At 72.5% G+C, this 20914-nt stretch carries 15 protein-coding genes; 14 read left to right on the top strand and 1 reads right to left on the bottom strand.

Annotated elements, in window-relative coordinates; translation table 11 throughout:
* The first annotated feature begins 85 nt into the window (after positions 1-85).
* From ACQ452_RS02980 to ACQ452_RS02930, 11 genes are all read left to right on the top strand, one after another.
* Positions 86-898 (top strand): thioesterase II family protein, encoded by an 813-nt coding sequence (locus ACQ452_RS02980; protein WP_433389492.1) that lies wholly within the window; start codon positions 86-88, stop codon positions 896-898.
* Positions 882-2702, top strand: a complete 1821-nt coding sequence (locus ACQ452_RS02975) for an amino acid adenylation domain-containing protein (RefSeq protein WP_433389491.1) — start codon at positions 882-884, stop codon at positions 2700-2702. Before ACQ452_RS02980 ends, ACQ452_RS02975 begins: the two co-directional genes overlap by 17 nt.
* 4 nt (positions 2703-2706) lie before the next feature.
* Positions 2707-3981 (top strand): cytochrome P450, encoded by a 1275-nt coding sequence (locus ACQ452_RS02970; protein ID WP_433389490.1) that lies wholly within the window; start codon positions 2707-2709, stop codon positions 3979-3981.
* Positions 3978-5243 (top strand): cytochrome P450, encoded by a 1266-nt coding sequence (locus ACQ452_RS02965; protein WP_433389489.1) that lies wholly within the window; start codon positions 3978-3980, stop codon positions 5241-5243. Before ACQ452_RS02970 ends, ACQ452_RS02965 begins: the two co-directional genes overlap by 4 nt.
* Entirely contained in the window at positions 5240-5551 is a 312-nt protein-coding gene (locus ACQ452_RS02960) for a phosphopantetheine-binding protein (protein ID WP_433389488.1), read from the top strand. The genes ACQ452_RS02965 and ACQ452_RS02960 overlap by 4 nt, the downstream gene beginning before the upstream one ends.
* A complete protein-coding gene (locus ACQ452_RS02955; RefSeq protein WP_433389487.1) occupies positions 5548-6795 on the top strand; it encodes a cytochrome P450 in 1248 nt (415 codons plus the stop codon). The genes ACQ452_RS02960 and ACQ452_RS02955 overlap by 4 nt, the downstream gene beginning before the upstream one ends.
* A complete protein-coding gene (locus ACQ452_RS02950; RefSeq protein ID WP_433389486.1) occupies positions 6792-6998 on the top strand; it encodes a ferredoxin in 207 nt (68 codons plus the stop codon). Before ACQ452_RS02955 ends, ACQ452_RS02950 begins: the two co-directional genes overlap by 4 nt.
* Before the next feature lie 118 nt (positions 6999-7116).
* Positions 7117-7326 (top strand): MbtH family protein, encoded by a 210-nt coding sequence (locus ACQ452_RS02945; RefSeq protein ID WP_433389485.1) that lies wholly within the window; start codon positions 7117-7119, stop codon positions 7324-7326.
* A 22-nt stretch (positions 7327-7348) separates the two neighbouring features.
* Positions 7349-8599: a cytochrome P450 gene (locus ACQ452_RS02940; protein ID WP_433389484.1), complete on the top strand. Its 1251-nt coding sequence runs from the start codon at positions 7349-7351 to the stop codon at positions 8597-8599.
* On the top strand, positions 8596-9822 hold the full coding sequence (locus ACQ452_RS02935; protein ID WP_433389483.1) for a cytochrome P450: 1227 nt from the start codon (positions 8596-8598) through the stop codon (positions 9820-9822). The genes ACQ452_RS02940 and ACQ452_RS02935 overlap by 4 nt, the downstream gene beginning before the upstream one ends.
* The gene (locus ACQ452_RS02930; protein WP_433389482.1) at positions 9819-11003 is read left to right on the top strand and encodes a cytochrome P450; all 1185 of its coding nucleotides are present in this window, start codon (positions 9819-9821) and stop codon (positions 11001-11003) included. The genes ACQ452_RS02935 and ACQ452_RS02930 overlap by 4 nt, the downstream gene beginning before the upstream one ends.
* Positions 11004-11006: 3 nt before the next feature.
* Here ACQ452_RS02930 and ACQ452_RS02925 read toward each other — a convergent pair whose 3' ends face one another.
* Positions 11007-12050: a MupA/Atu3671 family FMN-dependent luciferase-like monooxygenase gene (locus tag ACQ452_RS02925; RefSeq protein WP_433389481.1), complete on the bottom strand. Its 1044-nt coding sequence runs from the start codon at positions 12048-12050 to the stop codon at positions 11007-11009.
* Between the two features lie 225 nt (positions 12051-12275).
* On the opposite strand from ACQ452_RS02925, the gene ACQ452_RS02920 reads away from it, so the two are divergent.
* Genes ACQ452_RS02920 through ACQ452_RS02910 form a run of 3 tightly spaced genes read left to right on the top strand, consistent with a single transcriptional unit; the run spans position 12276 to position 20914 of the window.
* On the top strand, positions 12276-13703 hold the full coding sequence (locus ACQ452_RS02920) for an MFS transporter (RefSeq protein WP_433389480.1): 1428 nt from the start codon (positions 12276-12278) through the stop codon (positions 13701-13703).
* A gap of 36 nt (positions 13704-13739) precedes the next feature.
* On the top strand, positions 13740-19481 hold the full coding sequence (locus tag ACQ452_RS02915) for a condensation domain-containing protein (RefSeq protein ID WP_433389479.1): 5742 nt from the start codon (positions 13740-13742) through the stop codon (positions 19479-19481).
* On the top strand, positions 19478-20914 hold the full coding sequence (locus ACQ452_RS02910; RefSeq protein ID WP_433389478.1) for an amino acid adenylation domain-containing protein: 1437 nt from the start codon (positions 19478-19480) through the stop codon (positions 20912-20914). Before ACQ452_RS02915 ends, ACQ452_RS02910 begins: the two co-directional genes overlap by 4 nt.

Here is a 20914-nt window from a genome sequence, read left to right as displayed (position 1 = left end):
GTCGGCCCCCGGTTCCGGTGACAGGACGTCCGCGCCGCCCGCCCATAGATTCGGCCCAGCCGCACTCGTCTTCCAAGGGACGGTCATGACTAGTGGCGACAACCCCTCGGCCATCCGCTGGTTCGTACCGCCACCCGCGCCGGACGGTCGGATCGTCTTCTGTTTCCCGTACGCCGGCGTCGGCGCCTCCTCCTACCGGCAGTGGCCGAGGAGGATCGACGACGTCCAGGTCTGCGGCCTGCAACCGCCCGGCCGGGAGAACCGGACGCGCGAGCAGCCACACCGCAGCCACGCCCGCTGGGCCGCCGACCTGGTCGACGCGTTGACCCCGCACCTCGACCGGGACTACTACTTCGCGGGGCACTGCGGCGCGATCCCGTACGCCCTGGACACCATCGCCGAGATCGAGCGGCGCGGCCTGCGGCTGCCCGTCCGGCTGATCGCGTCGTCCTGGGGCGCCCCCCAACGCGGCCTGTACGGGCCGCTGAACTTCGTCGACCTCGACGGCGTCGACCTGGTGGCCGAGACGATGGCCCTCTTCGGCCGGGCCGGCGCACCCATGCGACGGGACTTCGCCGAACTGGCCGCCGCCGTGCTCCGCACCGACCTGGAGGTGCAGCGCGGCTACCGGTTCGCACCCGGGCGTCGCGTGCCCTGCCCGGTCACCGTCGTCGCGTGGAGCCGCGACGACGTGGTGCCGCCCGAGCGGGTGACCCCCGGCTGGGACGAGTGCGCCGACGTGACCTTCGAGCTGCTCGACGGCGAACACCTCGATTTCCTGCACTGTCCCGACGTGCTGCGCGACGCGATGCGCCGATGGTTGTCCGCCACGGGCGAGGAACGGACCGGGGTACCGAGCGACCTGACGATGCGAGTAGGCGGTGATCGGTTTGTCTGAGAGCGCGGTCCGGTCGATGCGGCAGGACACCATCCACGCCCTGGTCCGGCAATGGAGCCGGAGCCAACCCGAGGCGCCGGCCATCGCCACCGGCACGACGACCCTGAGCTACGGCGAACTCGACGCCCGCGCCGAACGGCTGGCCGCCGTCCTGCGCGAGCGCGGGGTCGGCGTCGAGACCCGCGTCGCAGTGGCCCTGCCGCGGGGCGCGGCGATGATCGTGGCGTTCCTCGGCGTCCTGCGGGCCGGCGGGACCTACGTGCCGCTCGACCCGGCCTATCCCCGGCAACGGCGCGCGTTCATCCTCGACGACGCCGGGGTGCGGCTGGTGCTCACCGACGAGGCGGGGCGCGCCGGCCTGGACGGCCAACCGGTCGACGTCGTCACCCTCGACGAGGCGGAGGCCGCCGCGGGCCACGAACGGACCGCCCCGCCGGCCGAGGCCGGGGCGGCGAACGCGGCGTACGTCGTCTACACGTCCGGCTCGACCGGTACGCCGAAGGGCGTCGTCGTCGACCACGCCAGCGTGCTCCGCCTGATCGGGGACGACCCGCGTATCGCGGTGCTGCCCGGCCAGACGGTCGCGCACCTCGCGCCCGCCGCGTTCGACGCCTCGATCTTCGAGATCTGGGGCGCGCTGTGCCGGGGCGCCCGGGTGGTCGTGCTCGACCCGCAGGTCACCATCGCCCAGCTGGGCGGCGAACTGCGCCACTGGTCGCCGGACTGGCTGTTCCTGACCACCGGCCTGTTCCACCTGCTGGCGCAGCACGACCTGGCCGCGCTCGACTCGGTGGGCTGCCTGCTCACCGGTGGTGACGTGCTGTCGCCGGCGTACGTGCGGGCCGCGGCGGGGACGCGCTGCCGGGTCCACGCCGCGTACGGGCCGACCGAGACGACCGTCTTCGCCTCCCTGCACCGGATCACACCCCCGGTGGACGACGGCGCGGCGAAGCTGCCCCCGGTGCCGATCGGCACCGCGCTGACCGGCATGGCGCTGTACGTCCTCGGTCCCGACCTGCGCCCGTTGCCGGCCGGGCAGGTCGGCGAGATCTACGTGGGCGGTCACGGCGTCGCCCGCGGCTACCACCGGCGGGCCACGCTGACGGCCGAACGGTTCGTGGCCGACCCGTTCAGCGCCGCGCCGGGCCGGCGGATGTACCGCACCGGCGACCTGGGCTGCCTCGCCCCCGACGGCAGCGTGGACTTCCGTGGCCGCGTCGACCGGCAGGTCAAGGTCCGGGGCTTCCGCATCGAGCTGGGCGAGATCGAGAGCACGCTGCTCGGCCACCCGCACGTCGGCGGCGCGGCCGTGCTGGCGCTCGGCGAGGCCGGCCACGACAAGCGGCTCGTCGCCTACGTCGTGCCCGCACCCGGGCGGGTGCTCACCGTCGCCGCCATCCGCGACTGGCTCGACGAACGGCTGCCCGGCCACATGGTCCCGGCCACCTTCGTCGTCCTCGACAGCCTGCCGCTGGACCCCAACGGCAAACCGGACCGAGGGCTGCTGCCGAACCCCTTCCTGGCCCGCGCGGAACTCACCTTCCTCCCCCCGCTGGCGCCGCCGACGACCGAGACCGAACAGATCCTCGCCGCCGCCTGGGTCGACGTGCTCGAACTCGACGTGGTCGGGGTCGACGACGACTTCTTCCTGCTCGGCGGCGACTCGCTGCGCAGCGTGTCCATGCTGGAGCAGCTACGCCGCGCCGGCATCCACCTGGAGGCCGGGCAGTTCTTCGCCCACCCCACCATCCGGGAGCTGGCCGCGGCGGTCGACGCCGAGCTGCTGCCGATCCGGGTGGGCTGACGACGTGCAGCTCGACGCCGTACCGCCCGACGTGCTCGTGGACCTCGCCGACATCGACCTCTACGATCCGGCGACCTTCCGCACCGCCGACCAGCACCCGACGTGGCGCACACTGCGGGTGCAGGCGCCCGTGTGGTGGCACGCCGAGGGCGGCGGCACCGGCTTCTGGTGCGTCAGCCGATACGCCGACTGTGAGCGCGTGGTGAAGGACCACCGCACGTTCAGCTCGGAGGAGGGCACGATCCTGGCCTCCGTCGGGGTGGGCGACGCGGCCGGCGGCCAGACGATCACGCTGACCGACCCGCCGGAGCACGCGCTGATCCGGGTGCCGGCCATGCGTACGCTCGGTCACGCGATCGTGCAGCAGCGGTCGCAGGCGATCCGCGACCGGGTGGTCGAGCTGATCCGGCCGTGCGCCGACGGCGAGGTCGACTTCGCGGTGCTCATGCGGCGCCTGCCGATGGTGCTGGCCGGGGAGTTCATGGGCATCCCCGAGCGGTACTGGGACGACATCGCGCTCTGGGCTGGCGCCTGCATCGCGCCGGACGACCCGGCGTACGCCCTCGGCCGGACCCCGGCGCAGACCCTGCGGCTGGCCCACCACGAGTTGTTCGCCTGTTTCCGCGAGCTGGTCCGCCACCGCCGCGCCCACCCGGGCGACGACCTGATCTCCGTGCTGATCGGCGTCACCGACAACCTGTCGGGTCAGGGCCGCCCGCTCGACGACTGGCGCATCCTGCTCAACTGCTACAGCTTCATCCTCGGCGCGAACACCACCACGCCCAACGTGGCGAGCCACACGCTGCTGGCGCTCATCGAGCGGCCGGAGATCTGGGCGGGACTGGCCGCGCCGGGTGCGACGGCCGGCCTCGTCGAGGAGGGCATCCGCTGGACCTCGCCGACGCACCACCTCGTACGCCGGGCGAGCGCCGACACCGAACTCGGCGGCGTCCGGATCGCCAAGGGCGACTGGGTCGCGGCCTGGGTCGCGTCGGCCAACCGGGACGAGGCTGTCTTCGACGACCCGTTCACCTTCGACATCACGCGCAGCCCCAACAAGCACCTCGGCTTCGGCGGTGGCCCGCACTACTGCGTCGGGGCGCCCGTGTCGCGCCTGGCGCTCTCGGTGCTCTTCGAGGAGCTGACCGGCCGGTTCGCGGGGTTCGAGTCGACCGGACCCCTGGTGCACCTGCAATCGAACTGGATCAACGGGCTGGTGTCGATGCCGGTGCGGGGCACCCCGCGCCGGCAGCCGGCGCCCGGAAGGAGCGGGTCATGAGGATGACAGGTCCCCCCGACGACGAGCACGCCGACCCGCTCTCCGGCATCGACCTCGGCGATCCCGACCGGTACGCCTCGGGGGCCCAGCACGGCGCCTGGCACCGCCTGCGACGGGACGCGCCCCTCTGGCGGCAGGAGACCGGGGACGGCTTCCCGTTCTGGTCGGTCACCCGCTACCGGGACGTGGCGGCGGTGCTGATGGACGACAAGAGCTTCAGCTCGGCCCACGGCACGATCCTGGCCGTGGCCGGCGGGGACAGCGCCGGCGGCCGCACGATCAACCTCATGGACCAGCCGCGGCACGCCGACGTCCGGCTGCCGACCATGCGGCTGATGTCGACCCACGCCTCGCGGCAGCGCACGGGCCAGGTGCGGGCGAACGTCCGCCGGCTGGTGGCCGCGACGTTCGACGCCGGCGGCGTCGTCGACATCGCCCGGCTGATGCTGAACCTGCCGATGACGGCGGTCGGCGAGACCATCGGACTGCCCGTCGAGGTGTGGGACGAGGTGCCGCGCTGGGCGATGGCCGGCGTGGCGCCGGACGACCCGCACTACGCCGACGGCCCGGCGGCGGAGACACTGAAGAAGGCGCACCACCGCCTCATCGCGATCTTCTCCGACCTGATCCGGCAGAAGCAGGCCACACCCGGCGACGACGTCGTCTCGGTGCTGCTGAAGCTGGACTTCGGCGGGCGGCCGATGGACCACCGTGAGGTCCTGCTGAACTGCTACAGCTTCGCGATGGGTGCGGTCACCACCACCGCGCACGTCGCGTCGCACCTGGTCCTCGCGCTCGCCGAGCGCCCGGACGTCTGGCGGGACCTGCGGGAGAACCCGGACCTGGTGGCGGGCCTCGTCGAGGAGGGGCTCCGCTGGGCCTCGCCGACCAACCACCTGCTGCGCCGGGTGGTCAAGCCCGTCGACGTCGCCGGGACCCGCCTCGAGCCGGGCGAACTCGTCGCCGCCTGGGTCGCGTCGGCCAACCGCGACGACGCCGTGTTCGCCCGGCCCTACGAGTTCGACCCGCGCCGGTCGCCGAACCCGCACCTCGCCTTCGGGGTCGGCGCGCACCGCTGCATCGGCGGCCCGCCCGCGCAGGTGGTCCTGGGCGTGCTGATCGAGGAGATGATCGCGCGGCTGGAGAGCTTCGAGGTCGCCGGCCCGGTCACCCACCTGCGGTCGAACTTCATCAACGGCATCACGAGCCTGCCGATGGAGCTGCGCCCCGTGCCGGCCCGCCGACCGGCGGCGATCGCGTGAGCGCGCCGTCACCGGAGGTCGTCCCGCGTGCGGAGAAGGACCTCTCCTGCGACTACCGCGCCCCCAGCACCGAGGTGGAGCACACGCTCGTGCGGATGTGGCGCCAGCACCTGAACGTGGAACCGATCGGCGTGGACGACGACTTCTTCGAACTCGGCGGCCACTCGCTGCTCGCCGCCGACCTGCTGGTCGCGACGGAGGACGCGGTCGGCGTGCGGGTGCCCGCCCGCACGCTCTACCTCCAACCGACGATCGCGGAGCTGGCCGAGGCCATCGACCGCCTCCGCGGGCAGGCGGCGCCGGCGTGAGACTCCAGCCGCCCGGGGCGACCCCGGCCGACCTCGCGGCGGACCTGACCGACCCGCACCTGTACGCCGAGGGCGAACCCCACCTCATCTGGCACCATCTGCGCCTCACCGACCCGGTCTCCTGGCGCAGCACGGCGGCCGGGCAGGGTTACTGGTCGATCGCCCGTCACGCCGACGTCGACCGCGTACTGCGCGACCCCACGACCTTCACCTCGTCGCGCGGCACCTTCCTCAACGTCCTCGGGAAGGTGGACCCGGCCGCCGGCAGACAGCTCGCCACCACCGACCCGCCGCAGCACACCGTCATGCGCCGCTCGCTGCAACGTCCGCTCTCCATCCGCTCGGCGGCCGACCAGGAGGCGATGATCCGGCAGCTGGTCCGCGCCGCGCTCGGCCCCGCCCTGGCGACCGGTTCGACGGACCTCGCCAGCACGCTGGCCGGGCTCCCGGTGGCGACCCTCGGCACGATGATGGGGGTGCCCGAGGGGGACTGGCCGGAGCTGACCGAACTCTCCCTGCGGGCCGTGGCCCCCGACGAGTGGCCGCTGCCGCAGGGCCCGAAGGCCACGCTCCAGCGCGCCCACCGCGCCCTGTTCGCCTACTTCCAGGACCTGGCCGAGGAGCGCCGGCACCGACCCGGCACCGACCTGATGAGCGCGCTGCTGAGCATGCACTCCGGCGGCGGGCGCGACACCGGTTCCGTGGTGTCCAACTGCTACAGCCTCATGGTCGGCGCGGCGACCTGGTCGCACGCCCCCACCGGGGCGCTCGTCGAACTGGCCGCCAGCGGTCGCTACCGCGAGTGGGCACGGCAGCCGGAGCTGCTGGACCCGCTGGTCGAGGAGGCCGTGCGCTGGACCTCGCCGGCCAACCACTTCCTGCGCCACACCACGACCGAGACCGAGCTGGGCGGGCGGACGCTCCCGGCCGGCGCGCCCGTGGTGGTGTGGCTCGGTTCCGCCAACCGGGACGCGACGGTCTTCACCGACCCGTACACGTTCGACCCGACCCGACGCTCGAACAGCCACCTGGGGTTCGGCAGCGGCCCGCACAACTGCCTCGGCGCCGCACTGGCACGCCGGATGATCCGCATCGTGTTCGAGGAGCTGTTCGCCGCCGTCGACGACATCGCCCTGGCCGGCGAGGTCCGGCACATCGCCTCGAACTTCGTGGCGGGCTACCGCTCGGCTCCGCTGGACCTGCGGGTCCGCGAGGTTCCCCACCCGACAGGAGGTACGCCATGAGCAGGGTGACGGTGACCGTCGACGCGCAGCGGTGCGTCGGATCGGCGACGTGTTGCGTGGTCGCGCCCGGCAGCTTCGCCCTCGACGAGCACGACCGCTCCGCACCGACCACACCGGTGACCGCGCAGGTGGCAGCCGTCGAGGAGGCCGCGCGGCTCTGCCCCACCGGCGCCATCCTGGTCGCCCCGGTCGACGCACCGTGACCGCGGGGCGAGTTGTCGTACGTTCACGTGACACCCGGCCGTTCCCGGCGGCCGGTAGCTTCAGCCACATCACGGCCCGGGAGCCGTCCCGGCGTGCGCAGGTCAAGGAGGAGGCGGCATGAATCCCTTCGACGATCCCGAGGGAACCTTCGTGGTGCTCGTCAACGACGAGGACCAGCACTCGCTCTGGCCGGAGACCATCGACCTCCCGGCCGGTTGGCGCGTCGTGCACGAGCCGGACACCCGGGCAGCCTGCCTGGAGTACGTCGAGGAGAACTGGACGGACCTGCGCCCCCGCAGCGCGCGCGAGACCGTTCCCGGCTCCTGACCCGAGCGCGAGGAGAGCACTCATGCAGCGGTCGCTCGGTGTGGCCGGCGGCGCGGCGGGCTGCCCGATGGGTCCGGGCCGCGGCCTGGGCGAACCGGAACTCTACCGGGACCTCGGGTTCCGCTCGGTCTGGTCCCGCCTGCGCGCGGAGGAGCAACTCGCCTGGACCCCGGTCGGGAAGAGCGGTTTCTGGTCGGCGGTCCGGTACGCCGACGTCGACCGGGTGCTACGCGACTGCCGGACGTTCACGTCCGAGCGGGGTACGTTGCTCAACCTGCTCGGCACCGAGGACGCGGCCGGGGGCCGGCAGATCGCCGCCACCGACCCGCCCCGGCACACCGAGATGCGCGCCCGCCTGCAGAAGGCGCTCGGGATCAAGGCGATCGAACGGCGACAGGACACCATCACCGGGCTCGTCCGGGAGGCGCTCGCCCCGCTCGCCGACGGTGGGCCCTTCGACTTCGCGGCGGCGATGCTGGCCCTACCCGTGGCGGTCGCCGGCGAGGCGATGGGCCTGCCGCGCGCCGACTGGGACTGGCTGGGCCGGACGCTCACCACCGCCATCGCGGCGGAGGACCCGGAGTACCGCACCACCCGGCCCCCGCGACAGACGCTGAACCGCGCGCACCGGGAACTGTTCGCCTACTTCCAGGACGTCTGCGAGGAACGGCGGGGCGCCCTCGGCGACGACCTGGTCAGCGTGCTCATCACCAGCGAGGTCGACGGCCGGGCCATGTCGCCCGGCGAGGTGGTGTCCAACTGCTACAGCCTCCTGCTCGGCGCCGTGGTCACCACGGCGCACCCGCCGAACTACGTGCTGGCCGAGCACATCGGCGACGGCCTGCTCGACGCGTGGGCGGCCGACCTGGGCGGTACGCCGACCGCCGTGGAGGAGGTGTTGCGCCTCGCCTCGCCCGCCAATCACTTCATGCGGTACGCGGTGACCGACACCGAGATCCACGGCACCCGGATCGAGGCGGGTCAGGCGGTCATCGCCTGGATCGGGGCGGCCAACCGCGACGGCACGGTCTTCGCCGACCCGGACCGCTTCGATCCGCGCCGCAAGCCCAACAAGCACCTGGCGTTCGGTGTCGGCCCGCACTACTGCGTCGGCCACAGCGTCGCCCGGGTGACGCTGCGGATCGTCTTCGACGAACTGCTGTCCCGCTTCACCGCGTTCGAGCCCGCCGGGGAGCCCGTGCGACTGCAGTCGAACGTCATCTCCGGTTACAAGCACGTGCCGATCACCGCGAAACCGCGCCGAGTCGGATGAGCACCCACCAGGAGCTGGTCGATGTGAAGGCCTCGCCCGCCTATGACCCGTTCGACTACGACCTGCACGAGGATCCCTATCCGACGTACGCGTGGATGCGCGAGCACGCGCCGCTCTACCGCAACGAGGAGCGCGACTTCTGGGCGCTGTCGCGCCACGCCGACGTGCTCGCGGCCCTGCGTGCCCCCGCGACGTTCTCCAACCGCAACGGCATCTCGCTGGAACCGGACCTGTGGGGGCCCGACGCGGTCAAGACCAGCTCGTTCCTCGCCATGGACCCACCCGAGCACGGGGCGATGCGCAGGCTCACCGCGCCCGTCTTCAAGCCCGGCTGGGTCGCCTCGATGGAGCCGACCGTACGCCGCCTGGCCCGGGAGCGGCTCGCCCCGCTGCGCGACGGCGCGGACTTCGACTTCGCCGCCGACTTCGCCGCCGCGCTGCCCAACGACGTCATGTGCGAGGTGGTCGGCATCCCGGCGGCCGACCGCGACCTGATCCGCGCGGACAACGACCTGCTCAACGAGTGCGAGGACGGCACGCCGGAGCGGTCGGACGCGACCACCGGCGCGGGCCGCCGGCTCGCGTACTACTACGTCACGCTGATCAGCGACCGGCGCAAGCGACCGCGCGACGACCTCACGTCGGTGCTGGTGCAGGCGCGGATCGACGGGCGACCGCTGACCGACCAGCAGCTCGTCGCGTACCTGTTCCTGCTGGTCAGCGCCACCAACGAGTCGACCGGCAAGCTGATCGGCAATGCCCTCTACCACGGCTGGCGGCTGCCCGGGCTGCAGCGGGCGGGCCTCGACGGGCGGGCCGCGGACTGGGGCCGGGAGTCGCTGCGTTACGACTCCCCGAGCCAGATGATGGCCCGCACGCTCACCGCGGACACGGTCATCCACGGCACCGAGGTGCCCGCGGGCGCGCGGATCGCCCTGCTGCCCGCCTCGGGGAACCGCGACGAGCGGGTCTTCGCCGACCCGGACGTCTTCGACCTCGACCGGGACACCAGCGGGGAACTCAGCTTCGGGCACGGGCCGCACTTCTGCCAGGGCGCGCCACTCGCCCGCCTGGAGATCACGGTGGCGCTCGAGGAGCTGGGCGCGGTGGTGCACGCGTACGAGGTGGACACCTCCCGCGCCCGCCGCATCCACTCCCCGCATCAGCGCGGCTTCGCCTCGTTGCCGTGTTCGGTCTCGCTGCGCGGGCGGGTGACGCGATGACGGATCCGGTGTACGACCCGTTCGACTTCGCGGTCCAGGAGGACCCGCACCCGGTGTACGCGTGGATGCGCGAGCACGCCCCGCTCTACCGCAACGACGAGCGTGACTTCTGGGCGCTGTCGCGGTACGCGGACGTGTCGGCGGCGCTGCGCGACCCCTACCGGTATTCCAGCAGCAACGGCATCTCCCTCGAACCGGAGCTGTGGGGGCCGGACGCCAAGAAGACCAACTTCTTCCTCGCGATGGATCCGCCCGAGCACGGCGCCTACCGCAGCCTCGTGTCGTCCGCCTTCACCCCGCGCCGGGTGGCGGCCATGGAGCCGCGGATCCGGGAGCTCACCCGGGCCCGGCTGGCCGCCGTACGCGAGCGGGACACGTTCGACTTCGCCCACGACTACGCGGCGGCGCTGCCCAACGACGTGCTCTGCGAACTGCTCGGCATCCCCGCCGCCGACTGGGACCGGGTGCGCGCCGACGTCGACGGGCTCGTCCTGCGCGACGACGGCTCGGACGGACGCGGCCAGGTGGCGCTCGCCGCGATGCTCCGGCTCGCCGCGTTCCTCCTCGACCTCGTCGGCACCCTGCGCCGGCGTCCGGGCGAGGATCTGACCTCGGGGCTGATCCGGGCCGAGATCGACGGCCAGCGGCTCACCGACCGGCAGATCGTCGGCTTCCTGTTCATCATGCTCGGCGGGGGGAACGAGTCGACCGGCAAGACCATCGGCAACGCCTGGCACCGCGGGCATCTCGAGCGCGACGTGCAGCGGGCCGGGCTGAACGGGCGGGCGGCGGACTGGGCGTCCGAGGCGCTGCGGCACGAGTCGGCCAGCCAGATGGTGGCGCGGATCCTCACCGAGACCACGGTCCTGCACGGCACGCGGGTGCCGGCCGGCGCCCGGATCGCGCTGCTGCCCGCGTCGGCGAACCGGGACGAGCGCGTCTTCGCGGACCCCCACCGGTTCGACCTGGACCGCGACACCGGCAGGCTGATCAGCTTCGGCCTCGGACCGCACCACTGCCTCGGTGCCGCGCTGGCCCGGCTTGAGATGCGCGTCGTGCTGGAGGAGGTGGGGGCGCTGGTGGCCGAGTACGACGTGGACCTGGACAACAGCCGCCGCTGCCACTCGCCGCACCAGCACGGCTTCCTCAGCCTGCCGACGACTGTGCGCTGGCGGGACTGAGGCTCAGTTCGCGACGAGGCGGCGCAGCTCGCCGAGGTGGGGCAGCGAGGCGAGCACGTCGTCGGTTGGTACGCCGAAGTCGATCAGGCAGGCGAGTTCGTCGACGCCGAGGCGCTCGAACCGGCGGACCGTCTCGGCGGTCTCCGCCGGGGTGCCGAAGAGCGTGCTGGTGCGCACGTAGCGGTCGGCGGCCCGGCCGATCAGCATGTCCAGGTGGCGCTCCGGCAGCTCCTTGAGGTCGAGGCCGGGCGGGAACAGGCCGGGGGTCCGCGCGATCAGGTCCATGGAGCTACGCAGGTAGCGCCGGAACGGGTCCCGTACGACCCGCAGCACCTCGTCGCGGTCCTCGCCCAGCATCGTGTGGATCATGACGACGACCTGCCCGCGCGCGTCCTCGCCGTGCGCCGCCGCGAACTCCTCGCGGTAGGCGGCGATGTTGCCCGCGAGCGCCTCGTCGTCCTGCCCGATCAGGTACGTCAGCAGGCCGGCGCCGAGCCGACCGGCCAGCCTGCACGACTCGGGCGAGCCGGAGCTGGTGATCCAGACCGGCAGCTCGGCCTGCACGGGGGCCGGGAAGATGCGGACCGCGCGCTTCTCGCCCGCGCCGTCGGGAAACTCGACCTCCTCGCCACGCCAGAGCCGCCGGACCGTCTGCACGGCGTCGACCATCAGGTTCCTGCGGTCCGCGTAGTTCTCGGGCCGGATGACGTAGTCGCCCGCGTGCCAGCCGGAGGCGAACGAGACGCCGGCCCGGCCGCGCGAGATGTTGTCCACCACCGACCATTCCTCGGCGACGCGCACCGGGTGGTGCAGCGGACCGACGACGCTGCCGGCGCGCACCGCCACGCGTTCGGTCACCGCGGCGATGGCGGCGCCGGTCACCGCCGGGTTCGGGTACCGGCCGCCGAACGGGTGGAAGTGGCGCTCCGGGGTCCACACCGCGGCGAAGCCCTCGGCGTCGGCGAACCGCGCGCTCTCCAGCATCAGTCGATAGCCGTCGTCGGCGACGCCGCTGTCGTCGGCGAAGAAGAACAGGCTGAGCTCCATTGCCGCTCCCTCGCGCGACCGGCCGGTACGCGGTGCGCCCGGATCTACCGCACCACGGTAGGGGGCGCGACCCGGCGGCCGATGTCGTCATTTCACGTGACAGCGCCCTCCGTACGGCGTTGATAGCTTGCCAGAAGGTCGGCCCTGGCCATGGCCGCCGGCCCGACCGGCGACGCCACCATCGGCCAAGACCATCGTGCACAGAGCGGTGAAGGAGCCGAGGCGATGACGGACGCACTTCCGGACCAGGGCGCTCAGCGACAGGAGGCCGGTCCGGCCGCCTCCGGCTTTCGCACCTGGTCGATCATCCTGCTGGGGCAGTTCGCCTCGATGCTCGGATCGAACTTCACGAGCTTCGCGCTCGCGGTCCACGTCTACCGGACGACCGACTCGGCCACGGCGCTCGGCGTCATCCTCGCCCTCGGCCTGCTCCCCGCCGCGATCGCCTCGCCGTTCGCGGGTTCGCTCGTCGACCGGTGGGGTTCCAAGCGCACCCTGCTGATCAGCAGCGTCGGCAGCATGGTGGTGATGCTGGCGATGGCGCCGCTGCTCACCGGCGACGGCTTCCAGGTGTGGCAGGTCTACGTCATCGTGATCCTCACCTCGGCGCTGACCTCGCTCCAGATCCCGGCGCTCGGGGCGGTCACCCCGCTGCTGGTGCCGAAGAAGCACCTCGGCCGCGCCAACGGCCTGCGGATGGTCGCGATCGCGGTGAGCCAGGTGCTGGCACCGGTCAGCGCCGGCCTCCTGCTGACCGCCATCGACCTGCGCGGCATCATCATCCTGGACATCGTCTCGTACGGCCTCGCCATCGTGACGATCTCCCTGGTGCGGGTGCCGCGGTTGCGGCGCGTGCCGGCCGCGCCCGGCACCCGGTCGAACCTGCTCTCCGAGTTCGCCGAGGGCTGGCGCTACGTGGCCGCCCGCGGCGGGCTGCTGACGCTGCTGTTCTTCCTCGCCTCCATCAACTTCAGCGCCGGCTTCATGGAGCTGCTGATCAACCCTCTGGTGCTGTCGTTCGCGTCGACCGAGGCGCTCGGCGTCGTGCTGTCGGTCGGTGGCGTCGGCATGGTCGTCGCCGGTGCCGCGGTCAGCATCTGGGGCGGCCCGAAGCGGAAGATCCGCGGTGTCCTGCTGTTCGCGCTCGTCCTGGCCGTCTCGATCATCGTGGGTTCGACGCGGCCCAACGTCGCCCTGATCGCGGTGTCCGCCTTCGTCTTCCTCGGGGCGCTGGTCGCCCTCGCCACCGCCCACCAGGTGATCTGGCAGACCAAGGTCGAGCCGCACCTCCTGGGCCGTGTCATGGCGCTGATCACGATGGTCGGCCTGATCCCCCAGCTCTTCGCCAACCTCTTCGCCGGGCTGGCCGTCGACCATGTCTTCGAGCCGCTGGTCGGGCGGGACTCGGTCAGCTCGCCGGCGATCGCCGCGCTGGTCGGCGACGGTCCCGGGCGCGGTATCGCGCTGTGCATGATGCTCGTCGGCGTGCTGGTCGCGGTGTCGACGGCGATCGCGGCGCTGAGCCCGCGCCTGCGCCGCCTCGAGGACGACCTGCCGGACGTGATCGCCAAGACCGAGGACACCGACGACGACGCGGCCGTTGAGCCCGAGGCCGAGCGGGTCGTCGAGGAGGCATATCCCAGTAATCGGTGACGGTCGCCGGGCGGTGCCGCCGCTTAGCGTCGGCGCATGGCGCGTCCTTCAGATCCCGAGGTGCAGTTCCAGGATTCGGCGCTCGGCGGCACCCGCCACCCGACCGCCCCCGAGACGGCCGACCGGCAGCTCGCCCCACCATCCCCGCCGCGGACGCCGTACGAGGAGGTGGTCCACGGGATCTGGGGGGACGTGCTCGGCGACCTGCTGGAGCCGTCGAGGAGCTTCGGGGTGCACGACGACTTCTTCGAGCTGGGCGGCCACTCGCTGCTCGCTCCCAAGATCGTCGCCCGGATCCGCAGGACGCTCGGCGTGCAGATCCCCGTGCGGGAACTCTTCGGCTGCCGCACCGTGGCGGCCCTCGCCGCGGTGGCCGCCGCGCAGGCCTCGGGAGCGGCGCCGGCCGGGATCATCGAGCGGCAACCGCCTGGTACGCCGTCGGTGCTCTCGTTCGACCAGCAGCGGTTGTGGTTGGAGAACCAGCTACTGCCCAGCCTCGCCTACAACGTGCACGGACGACAGAAACTACGCGGCCCCCTCAACACCACCACACTCGAAACCAGCATCCGCGCCATCCTCCACCGACACGAATCACTACGCACCCGCTTCCCCACCATCAACGGCCAACCCATGCAGGTCGTCGACGACCCCGACCCCCACTGGACACTCGACGTCCACGACGTCAGCACCCACCCCGACCCCACCACCACCGCCCACCACCTCGCCGACACCCAAGCCACCACCCCCTTCAACCTCGCCACCGACAACCTCATCCGCTGCCAACTCATCAAAACCAACCACAACGAACACATCCTCACCCTCACCGCACACCACATCGTCTGCGACGACTGGTCCATCGGACTCTTCACCCGCGAACTCACCGCCCTCTACACCGCCAACGGCGACCCCCACCACGCAGGACTCGACCCCCTCCCCATCCAGTACCGCGACTACGCCACCTGGCAACGCCACCACCTCACCGGCCAACAACGCCAAAAAACCATCGACTACTGGCGCACCCACCTCACCGGAGCACCGCCCGTGCTGACCATGCCGGTCGCGCACCGGGGGGACGGCAAGCGGGTCAGCGGCCGGTGGGCGCGCGGCCGGTTGTCCGAGGAGGAGACGGCCGCGCTACGCGTGCTCTGCCGTACGCGCGGGGTCTCGCCGTTCATGGTGATGATGACGGCCCTGTCGGTCGTGCTGGCCCGCTGGTCCGGCCAGCGTGACCTGGTGATCGGGGTCCCGACGGCGGGACGTACGGAGGCCGGCACCGACACGCTCATCGGTTTCCTGGTGAACACGCTGCCGATCCGGGTCGACCTGAGCGGCGAGCCGACCTTCGCCGAACTGCTCACCCGGGTGCGCCAGGTCTGCCTCGACGGGTACGCGCACTCCGACGCGCCCCTGGACGTGCTCGTCCAGGAGGTGGAGCTGAGCCGGGACACGCGACACACGCCGCTGTTCCAGGTGGTGCTGAGCATGCTGAACACCGCGGGCGCGACGCCGCAGCTGCCGGGGATCGAGGTCGAGCAGGTGGACGGCGCGACCGAGCTGCCGGCCAAGCTGGACCTGACGGTCAACGTGCACGAGCAGGACCGTCGCTTCCACCTCCAGCTCGACTACAACCCGCGGCGCTACGACCCGGCCATGGTGGACGCCCTCGTGGGGCACCTGGAGACACTGCTGCGCACCGCGATCACCGACCCGGAACGCGGCATCCTCGACTACGAACTCGGCCCCACACCCACCACCGACACCCCACCCACACCGGACGTCACGACCCCCGAACCCCACCAGACGGCGATCGTCACCCCCACCGGCAGCACCACCTACGCCGAACTGACCGCACCCACCCTGCCCACCAACACCCACCTCGGCATCACCCGCGAAACCAGCACCACCTTCGTCACCACGGTCCTCACCGCCCTCACCACCGACACCCCCTTCACCATCCTCGACCCCCACGACACCCTCGACCCCGCCCTCCTCGGCGTCACCACCGTGCTCGACACCACCGAACCCGGCACCGAACCCCCACACCTCGACCGGCTCCGCCCCTGGATCGACGGCCTCACCCCCGGCGACCGCGTCGGCGTACTCACCCACGACCCGGACCTGCTGGTCGCCGCGATCACCAACACCTTCGCCGCCGGCGCCACCCTGTTCCTGGCCCCCGGTGCCGTCAACACCCTCTTCCTGAGCCCGCCCCAGCTGCGTGCCCTCACCGCCCCGCTGCCGGAACTCACCCACGCCTACCTCGGCAACACCCCCGACCTGCTCCCCCACGACATCGACCACCTGCGGCGACTCGCGCCGAACGCCACCATCACGACCCTGCACACCGCCGGTGCCCACCGGGCGGCCTGGACCGTCCCCGCCACCTGGACCCTCGCCGACGCACCCCCACGCGTACCCCTCGGCGTCGTCCCCGGGCACACCGCCGCCGTCGGCGAGGTCACCACACTCGGCAGCACCGGCGAGCCCGTCCGGCTCTGGGCCGACGGCGTCCTGCACCCCGCCACCGACCAGGTCGTCGACCCGGCCGAGACGGCGGGCGCGCTGCGCGACCTGCCGGACGTCAGGGACGCGGTGGTGCTGGAGAGCGCGGGGCCGGACGGCGAACCCTTCCTGGTCGCGTACGTCAGTGGCGCGGCGCTGACCCGGCGCGGCTCCGAGATCCGGCAGGAACTGGTCCTGCGGCTGCCCGACTACCTGACTCCGCAGCGGTTGTTCGTCCTCGACGAGCTGCCCCGGACCGCGTACGGCGACTACGACCTCGACGCGTTCCCGCAGGCGCTCGAGGGCACGTCGGCGGGCAAGGTCCCCCCGCGTACGCCGCACGAGGAGATCGTCCACGGCATCTGGTGCGACGTGCTGGGCGTGTCCGGCTTCGGGGTGCACGACGACTTCTTCGAGCTGGGCGGCCACTCGCTGCTCGTGCCGCGCATCGTGGGCAGGATCCGCGAGACGCTCGGCGTGCAGATCCCGGTGGGGGACTTCTTCGGCAGCCGCACCGTGGCGGCCCTCGCCTCCGTGGCGGCCGGGCAGTCCGTGGCGGCGGCGACGGTCATCGAACGCGGGCCGCGGGAGGCCGCGTCGGCGTTGTCGTTCGGCCAGCAGCGGTTGTGGTTGGAGAACCAGCTACTGCCCAGCCTCGCCTACAACGTGCACGGACGACAGAAACTACGCGGCCCCCTCAACACCACCACACTCGAAACCAGCATCCGCGCCATCCTCCACCGACACGAATCACTACGCACCCGCTTCCCCACCATCAACGGCCAACCCATGCAGGTCGTCGACGACCCCGACCCCCACTGGACACTCGACGTCCACGACGTCAGCACCCACCCCGACCCCACCACCACCGCCCACCACCTCGCCGACACCCAAGCCACCACCCCCTTCAACCTCGCCACCGACAACCTCATCCGCTGCCAACTCATCAAAACCAACCACAACGAACACATCCTCACCCTCACCGCACACCACATCGTCTGCGACGACTGGTCCATCGGACTCTTCACCCGCGAACTCACCGCCCTCTACACCGCCAACGGCGACCCCCACCACGCAGGACTCGACCCCCTCCCCATCCAGTACCGCGACTACGCCACCTGGCAACGCCACCACCTCACCGGCCAACAACGCCAAAAAACCATCGACTACTGGCGCACCCACCTCACCGGAGCACCGCCGGCGCTGGCGCTGCCGGTCGCCCGCGAGCGGGGGGCGGCACGCGAGGCGGGCGACCGGGTGCGGAGCTTCTTCGGCCCCGACGAGACGACCGCGCTGCTGGAGTTCTGCCGCGCGCGGGGCGTCTCGCCCTTCATGCTGGTGGCGGCGGCGCTGTCGACCGTGCTGGCCCGCTGGTCCGGCCAGCGCGACCTGGTGATCGGCGTTCCGGTCGCCGGCCGTACCGAGCCGGGGACCGACGCGCTCATCGGTTTCCTGCTCAACACGCTGCCGATCCGGATCGACCTGAGCGGCGAGCCGACCTTCGCCGAACTGCTCACCCGGGTGCGCCAGGTCTGCCTCGACGGGTACGCGCACTCCGACGCGCCCCTGGACGTGCTCGTCCAGGAGGTCGACGTGGTGCGTGACCCCCGGCGTACGCCGCTGTTCCAGGTCGTGCTGAACGTGGTCGGCGACGCCGTGCCGACGCAGCTCGCGGGCGTCACGGTCGAGCCGATGGAGACGTTGGGGAGCCTGCCGACGAAGTTCGACCTGAGCCTCAACGTCCAGCAGTCCGAGAGCCGGACGTACCTCCAGCTCGACTACGACCCGCGGCGCTACGACCCGGCCATGGTGGACGCCCTCGTGGGGCACCTGGAGACACTGCTGCGCACCGCGATCACCGACCCGGAACGCGGCATCCTCGACTACGAACTCGGCCCCACACCCACCACCGACACCCCACCCACACCCGCCGTCACGACCCCCGAACCCCACCAGACGGCGATCGTCACCCCCACCGGCAGCACCACCTACGCCGAACTGACCGCACCCACCCTGCCCACCAACACCCACCTCGGCATCACCCGCGAAACCAGCACCACCTTCGTCACCACGGTCCTCACCGCCCTCACCACCGACACCCCCTTCACCATCCTCGACCCCCACGACACCCTCGACCCCGCCCTCCTCGGCGTCACCACCGTGCTCGACACCACCGAACCCGGCACCGAACCCCCACACCTCGACCGGCTCCGCCCCTGGATCGACGGCCTCACCCCCGGCGACCGCGTCGGCGTACTCACCCACGACCCGGACCTGCTGGTCGCCGCGATCGTGCACACCCTGGCCGCCGGCGCGACCCTCGACCTCGCGGGCACCGACGTCACCGCCGTCTTCCTGAGCCCACCCCAGCTGCGCGCCCTCGACACGCCGCTGCCCCACCTCACCCGCGTCTACGTCGACAACACCCCCGACCTGCTCCCCCACGACATCGCCCACCTGCGCGGGCTGGCCCCCGGCGCCACCATCACCGCCGTCCACACCGCCGGCACCCACCGGGCCACCTGGACCGTCCCCGCCACCTGGACCCTCGCCGACGCACCCCCACGCGTACCCCTCGGCGTCGTCCCCGGGCACACCGCCGCCGTCGGCGAGGTCACCACACTCGGCGACACCGGCCGGCCCGCCCGGCTCTGGGCCGACGGCGTCCTGCACCGCGCGACCGGTCACACCGTCGACCCGGCCGAGACGGCGGGCGCGCTGCGCGACCTGCCGGACGTCACGGACGCGCTCGTCGTGCGCCGGACCGGCCCGGACGGCGAGGCCGTCTTCGTCGCCCACGTGGCCGGCCCCGAACCGGACGAGGACACCGGGATCGCGCTGCGCCAGAGCCTCGTTCCCCGCCTGCCGGAGTTCCTGGTCCCCGCCCACGTCTTCGTCCTCGACCGGCTTCCCCGGACGCCGCTCGGCGACTACGACCTCGACGCGCTGCCCCAGTGGGACCCCGACGGGGACGACGACGGCTACGTCGCCCCGCGCACCCCGCTCGAGCGCCGTCTCGTCGAGATCTTCGAGGAGGTGCTGGAGCTGGAGCGCATCGGCGTACACGACTCGTTCTTCGAGTTGAACGGGTTCTCCCTGCTGGCGACGCAGATGACCTCGCGGATCCGGGAGACGTTCGAGGTCGAGCTGCCGCTGCGCGAGGTGTTCGGCGCGCCGACGGTGCAGGGCCTGGCCCAGCTCATCCTCTGGAAGCAGAGCGAACGCTCGGACGCCGCGCAGCTCGAGGCGATCCTGGCCGGGATCGAGGCGCAGTGACCGGCGGGCGGCTGGCCGATCACCTCGCGCGCCGGCTCGACACGGACCGCGACGCGCCCGCCGTGACCGGGGAGACCACCCTGACGTACGGCGAACTGGCCGAGCACGTCGACACGGTGGCCACCTCCGTCGCGCCGTTCGTGTCGCCCGGCGACGTGGTCGCGCTCGAGGTGCGCTCGCCGGCCCTCGGCCTGATCGCGGCGCTGGCGGCCGACCGGCTCGGCGTGGCGTACCTGCCGCTCGACGTGTCCGCACCGCCGCCGCGCCGGCAGTGGGTGCTCGAGAGCTCGGCCGCCACCGCGCTGCTGCGGGAGACCGGCCCGCTGCGGCTGGCGGCGCAGCCGCTGGGCGCCGGGCGGCCCGTGGTCGCGCTGACCGACCCGGGGTACGTCATCTACACCTCCGGCACGACGGGACGACCCAAGGGCGTCCACGTGCCGAAGCGGTCGCTCGTCGAGCGCCTGGCGGGGTTGCTGGCGGTGCCGGGCTTCCCGCCCGGCGGCTCGTTGCTCGCGATGAGCGCGCTCTCGTTCGACATGTCGATCGTCGAGACGCTGCTGCCGCTGGTCGCCGGCGGGTCGATGGTCACACTCGACCTGGCGGCGCGCCGGGACGCGGAGGTCTTCGGCCGTGCGGTGCGGCGGTTCCGCCCCGGCGTCGTCCAGGCGACACCGTCGTTCTTCCGCCTGATGCTCGCCTCCGGCTGGGCGGGCGGCAGCGACCTGACCGTCTGGTGCGGCGGGGAGGCGATGACCCCGGAGGTGGCCGCCGCGCTGCACGGGTGCTGCCGCGAGGTGTGGAACCTCTACGGCCCGACCGAGGCGTGCGTCTGGGCCTCGGCCTGGCGGTTCGAGCCGGGGCGGCCGATCTCGCTCGGCACCGAACTGCCCGGCACCACGGTCGAGCTGGTCGGCGCGGGCGGCGCGGTGCTGACCGGCGTCGGCGCCGAGGGCGAGATCCGGATCAGCGGCGCCGGCATCGCGGACGGCTACCTGGCCGCCCCGCCCGGCGAGGACGACCGGTTCCGCAGCACGCCGGGGACGCGCAGCTATCTGACCGGGGACCGGGCCCGCCGCGGCCCCGACGGCTCCCTGACGTTCCTGGGCCGCAACGACAACCAGGTGAAGGTGCGCGGCCACCGGGTCGAACTCGGCGAGATCGAGTCGGCCCTGGAGTGCCACCCGGCGGTCACCGAGGCGATCGCCGTCCTGGTCGGCCGCGACGACCCGGAGACCGCCCGGCTGGCCGCCGTGGTGGTCTCGCGCCGCCGCGTCGCCGCGCGCGACCTGCGACGCTGGCTGGCCGACCGGTTGCCCGCGCCGATGATCCCGCAGAGCATCGAGATCGCGCCCGCGCTTCCCCGCACGTCGACCGGGAAGCTGGACCGGGTGCGTGTCCAGCAGGTGCTGGACGCCGGTCGCCTGCCGACCTGA

Origin of the sequence: Micromonospora sp. KLBMP9576, from assembly GCF_050941805.1 — a bacterium.
Taxonomy (GTDB): Bacteria; Actinomycetota; Actinomycetes; order Mycobacteriales; family Micromonosporaceae; genus Micromonospora.
The sequence above is the reverse complement of the archived record's forward strand: the minus strand, read 5'-3'. Positions and strand labels throughout refer to the sequence as shown.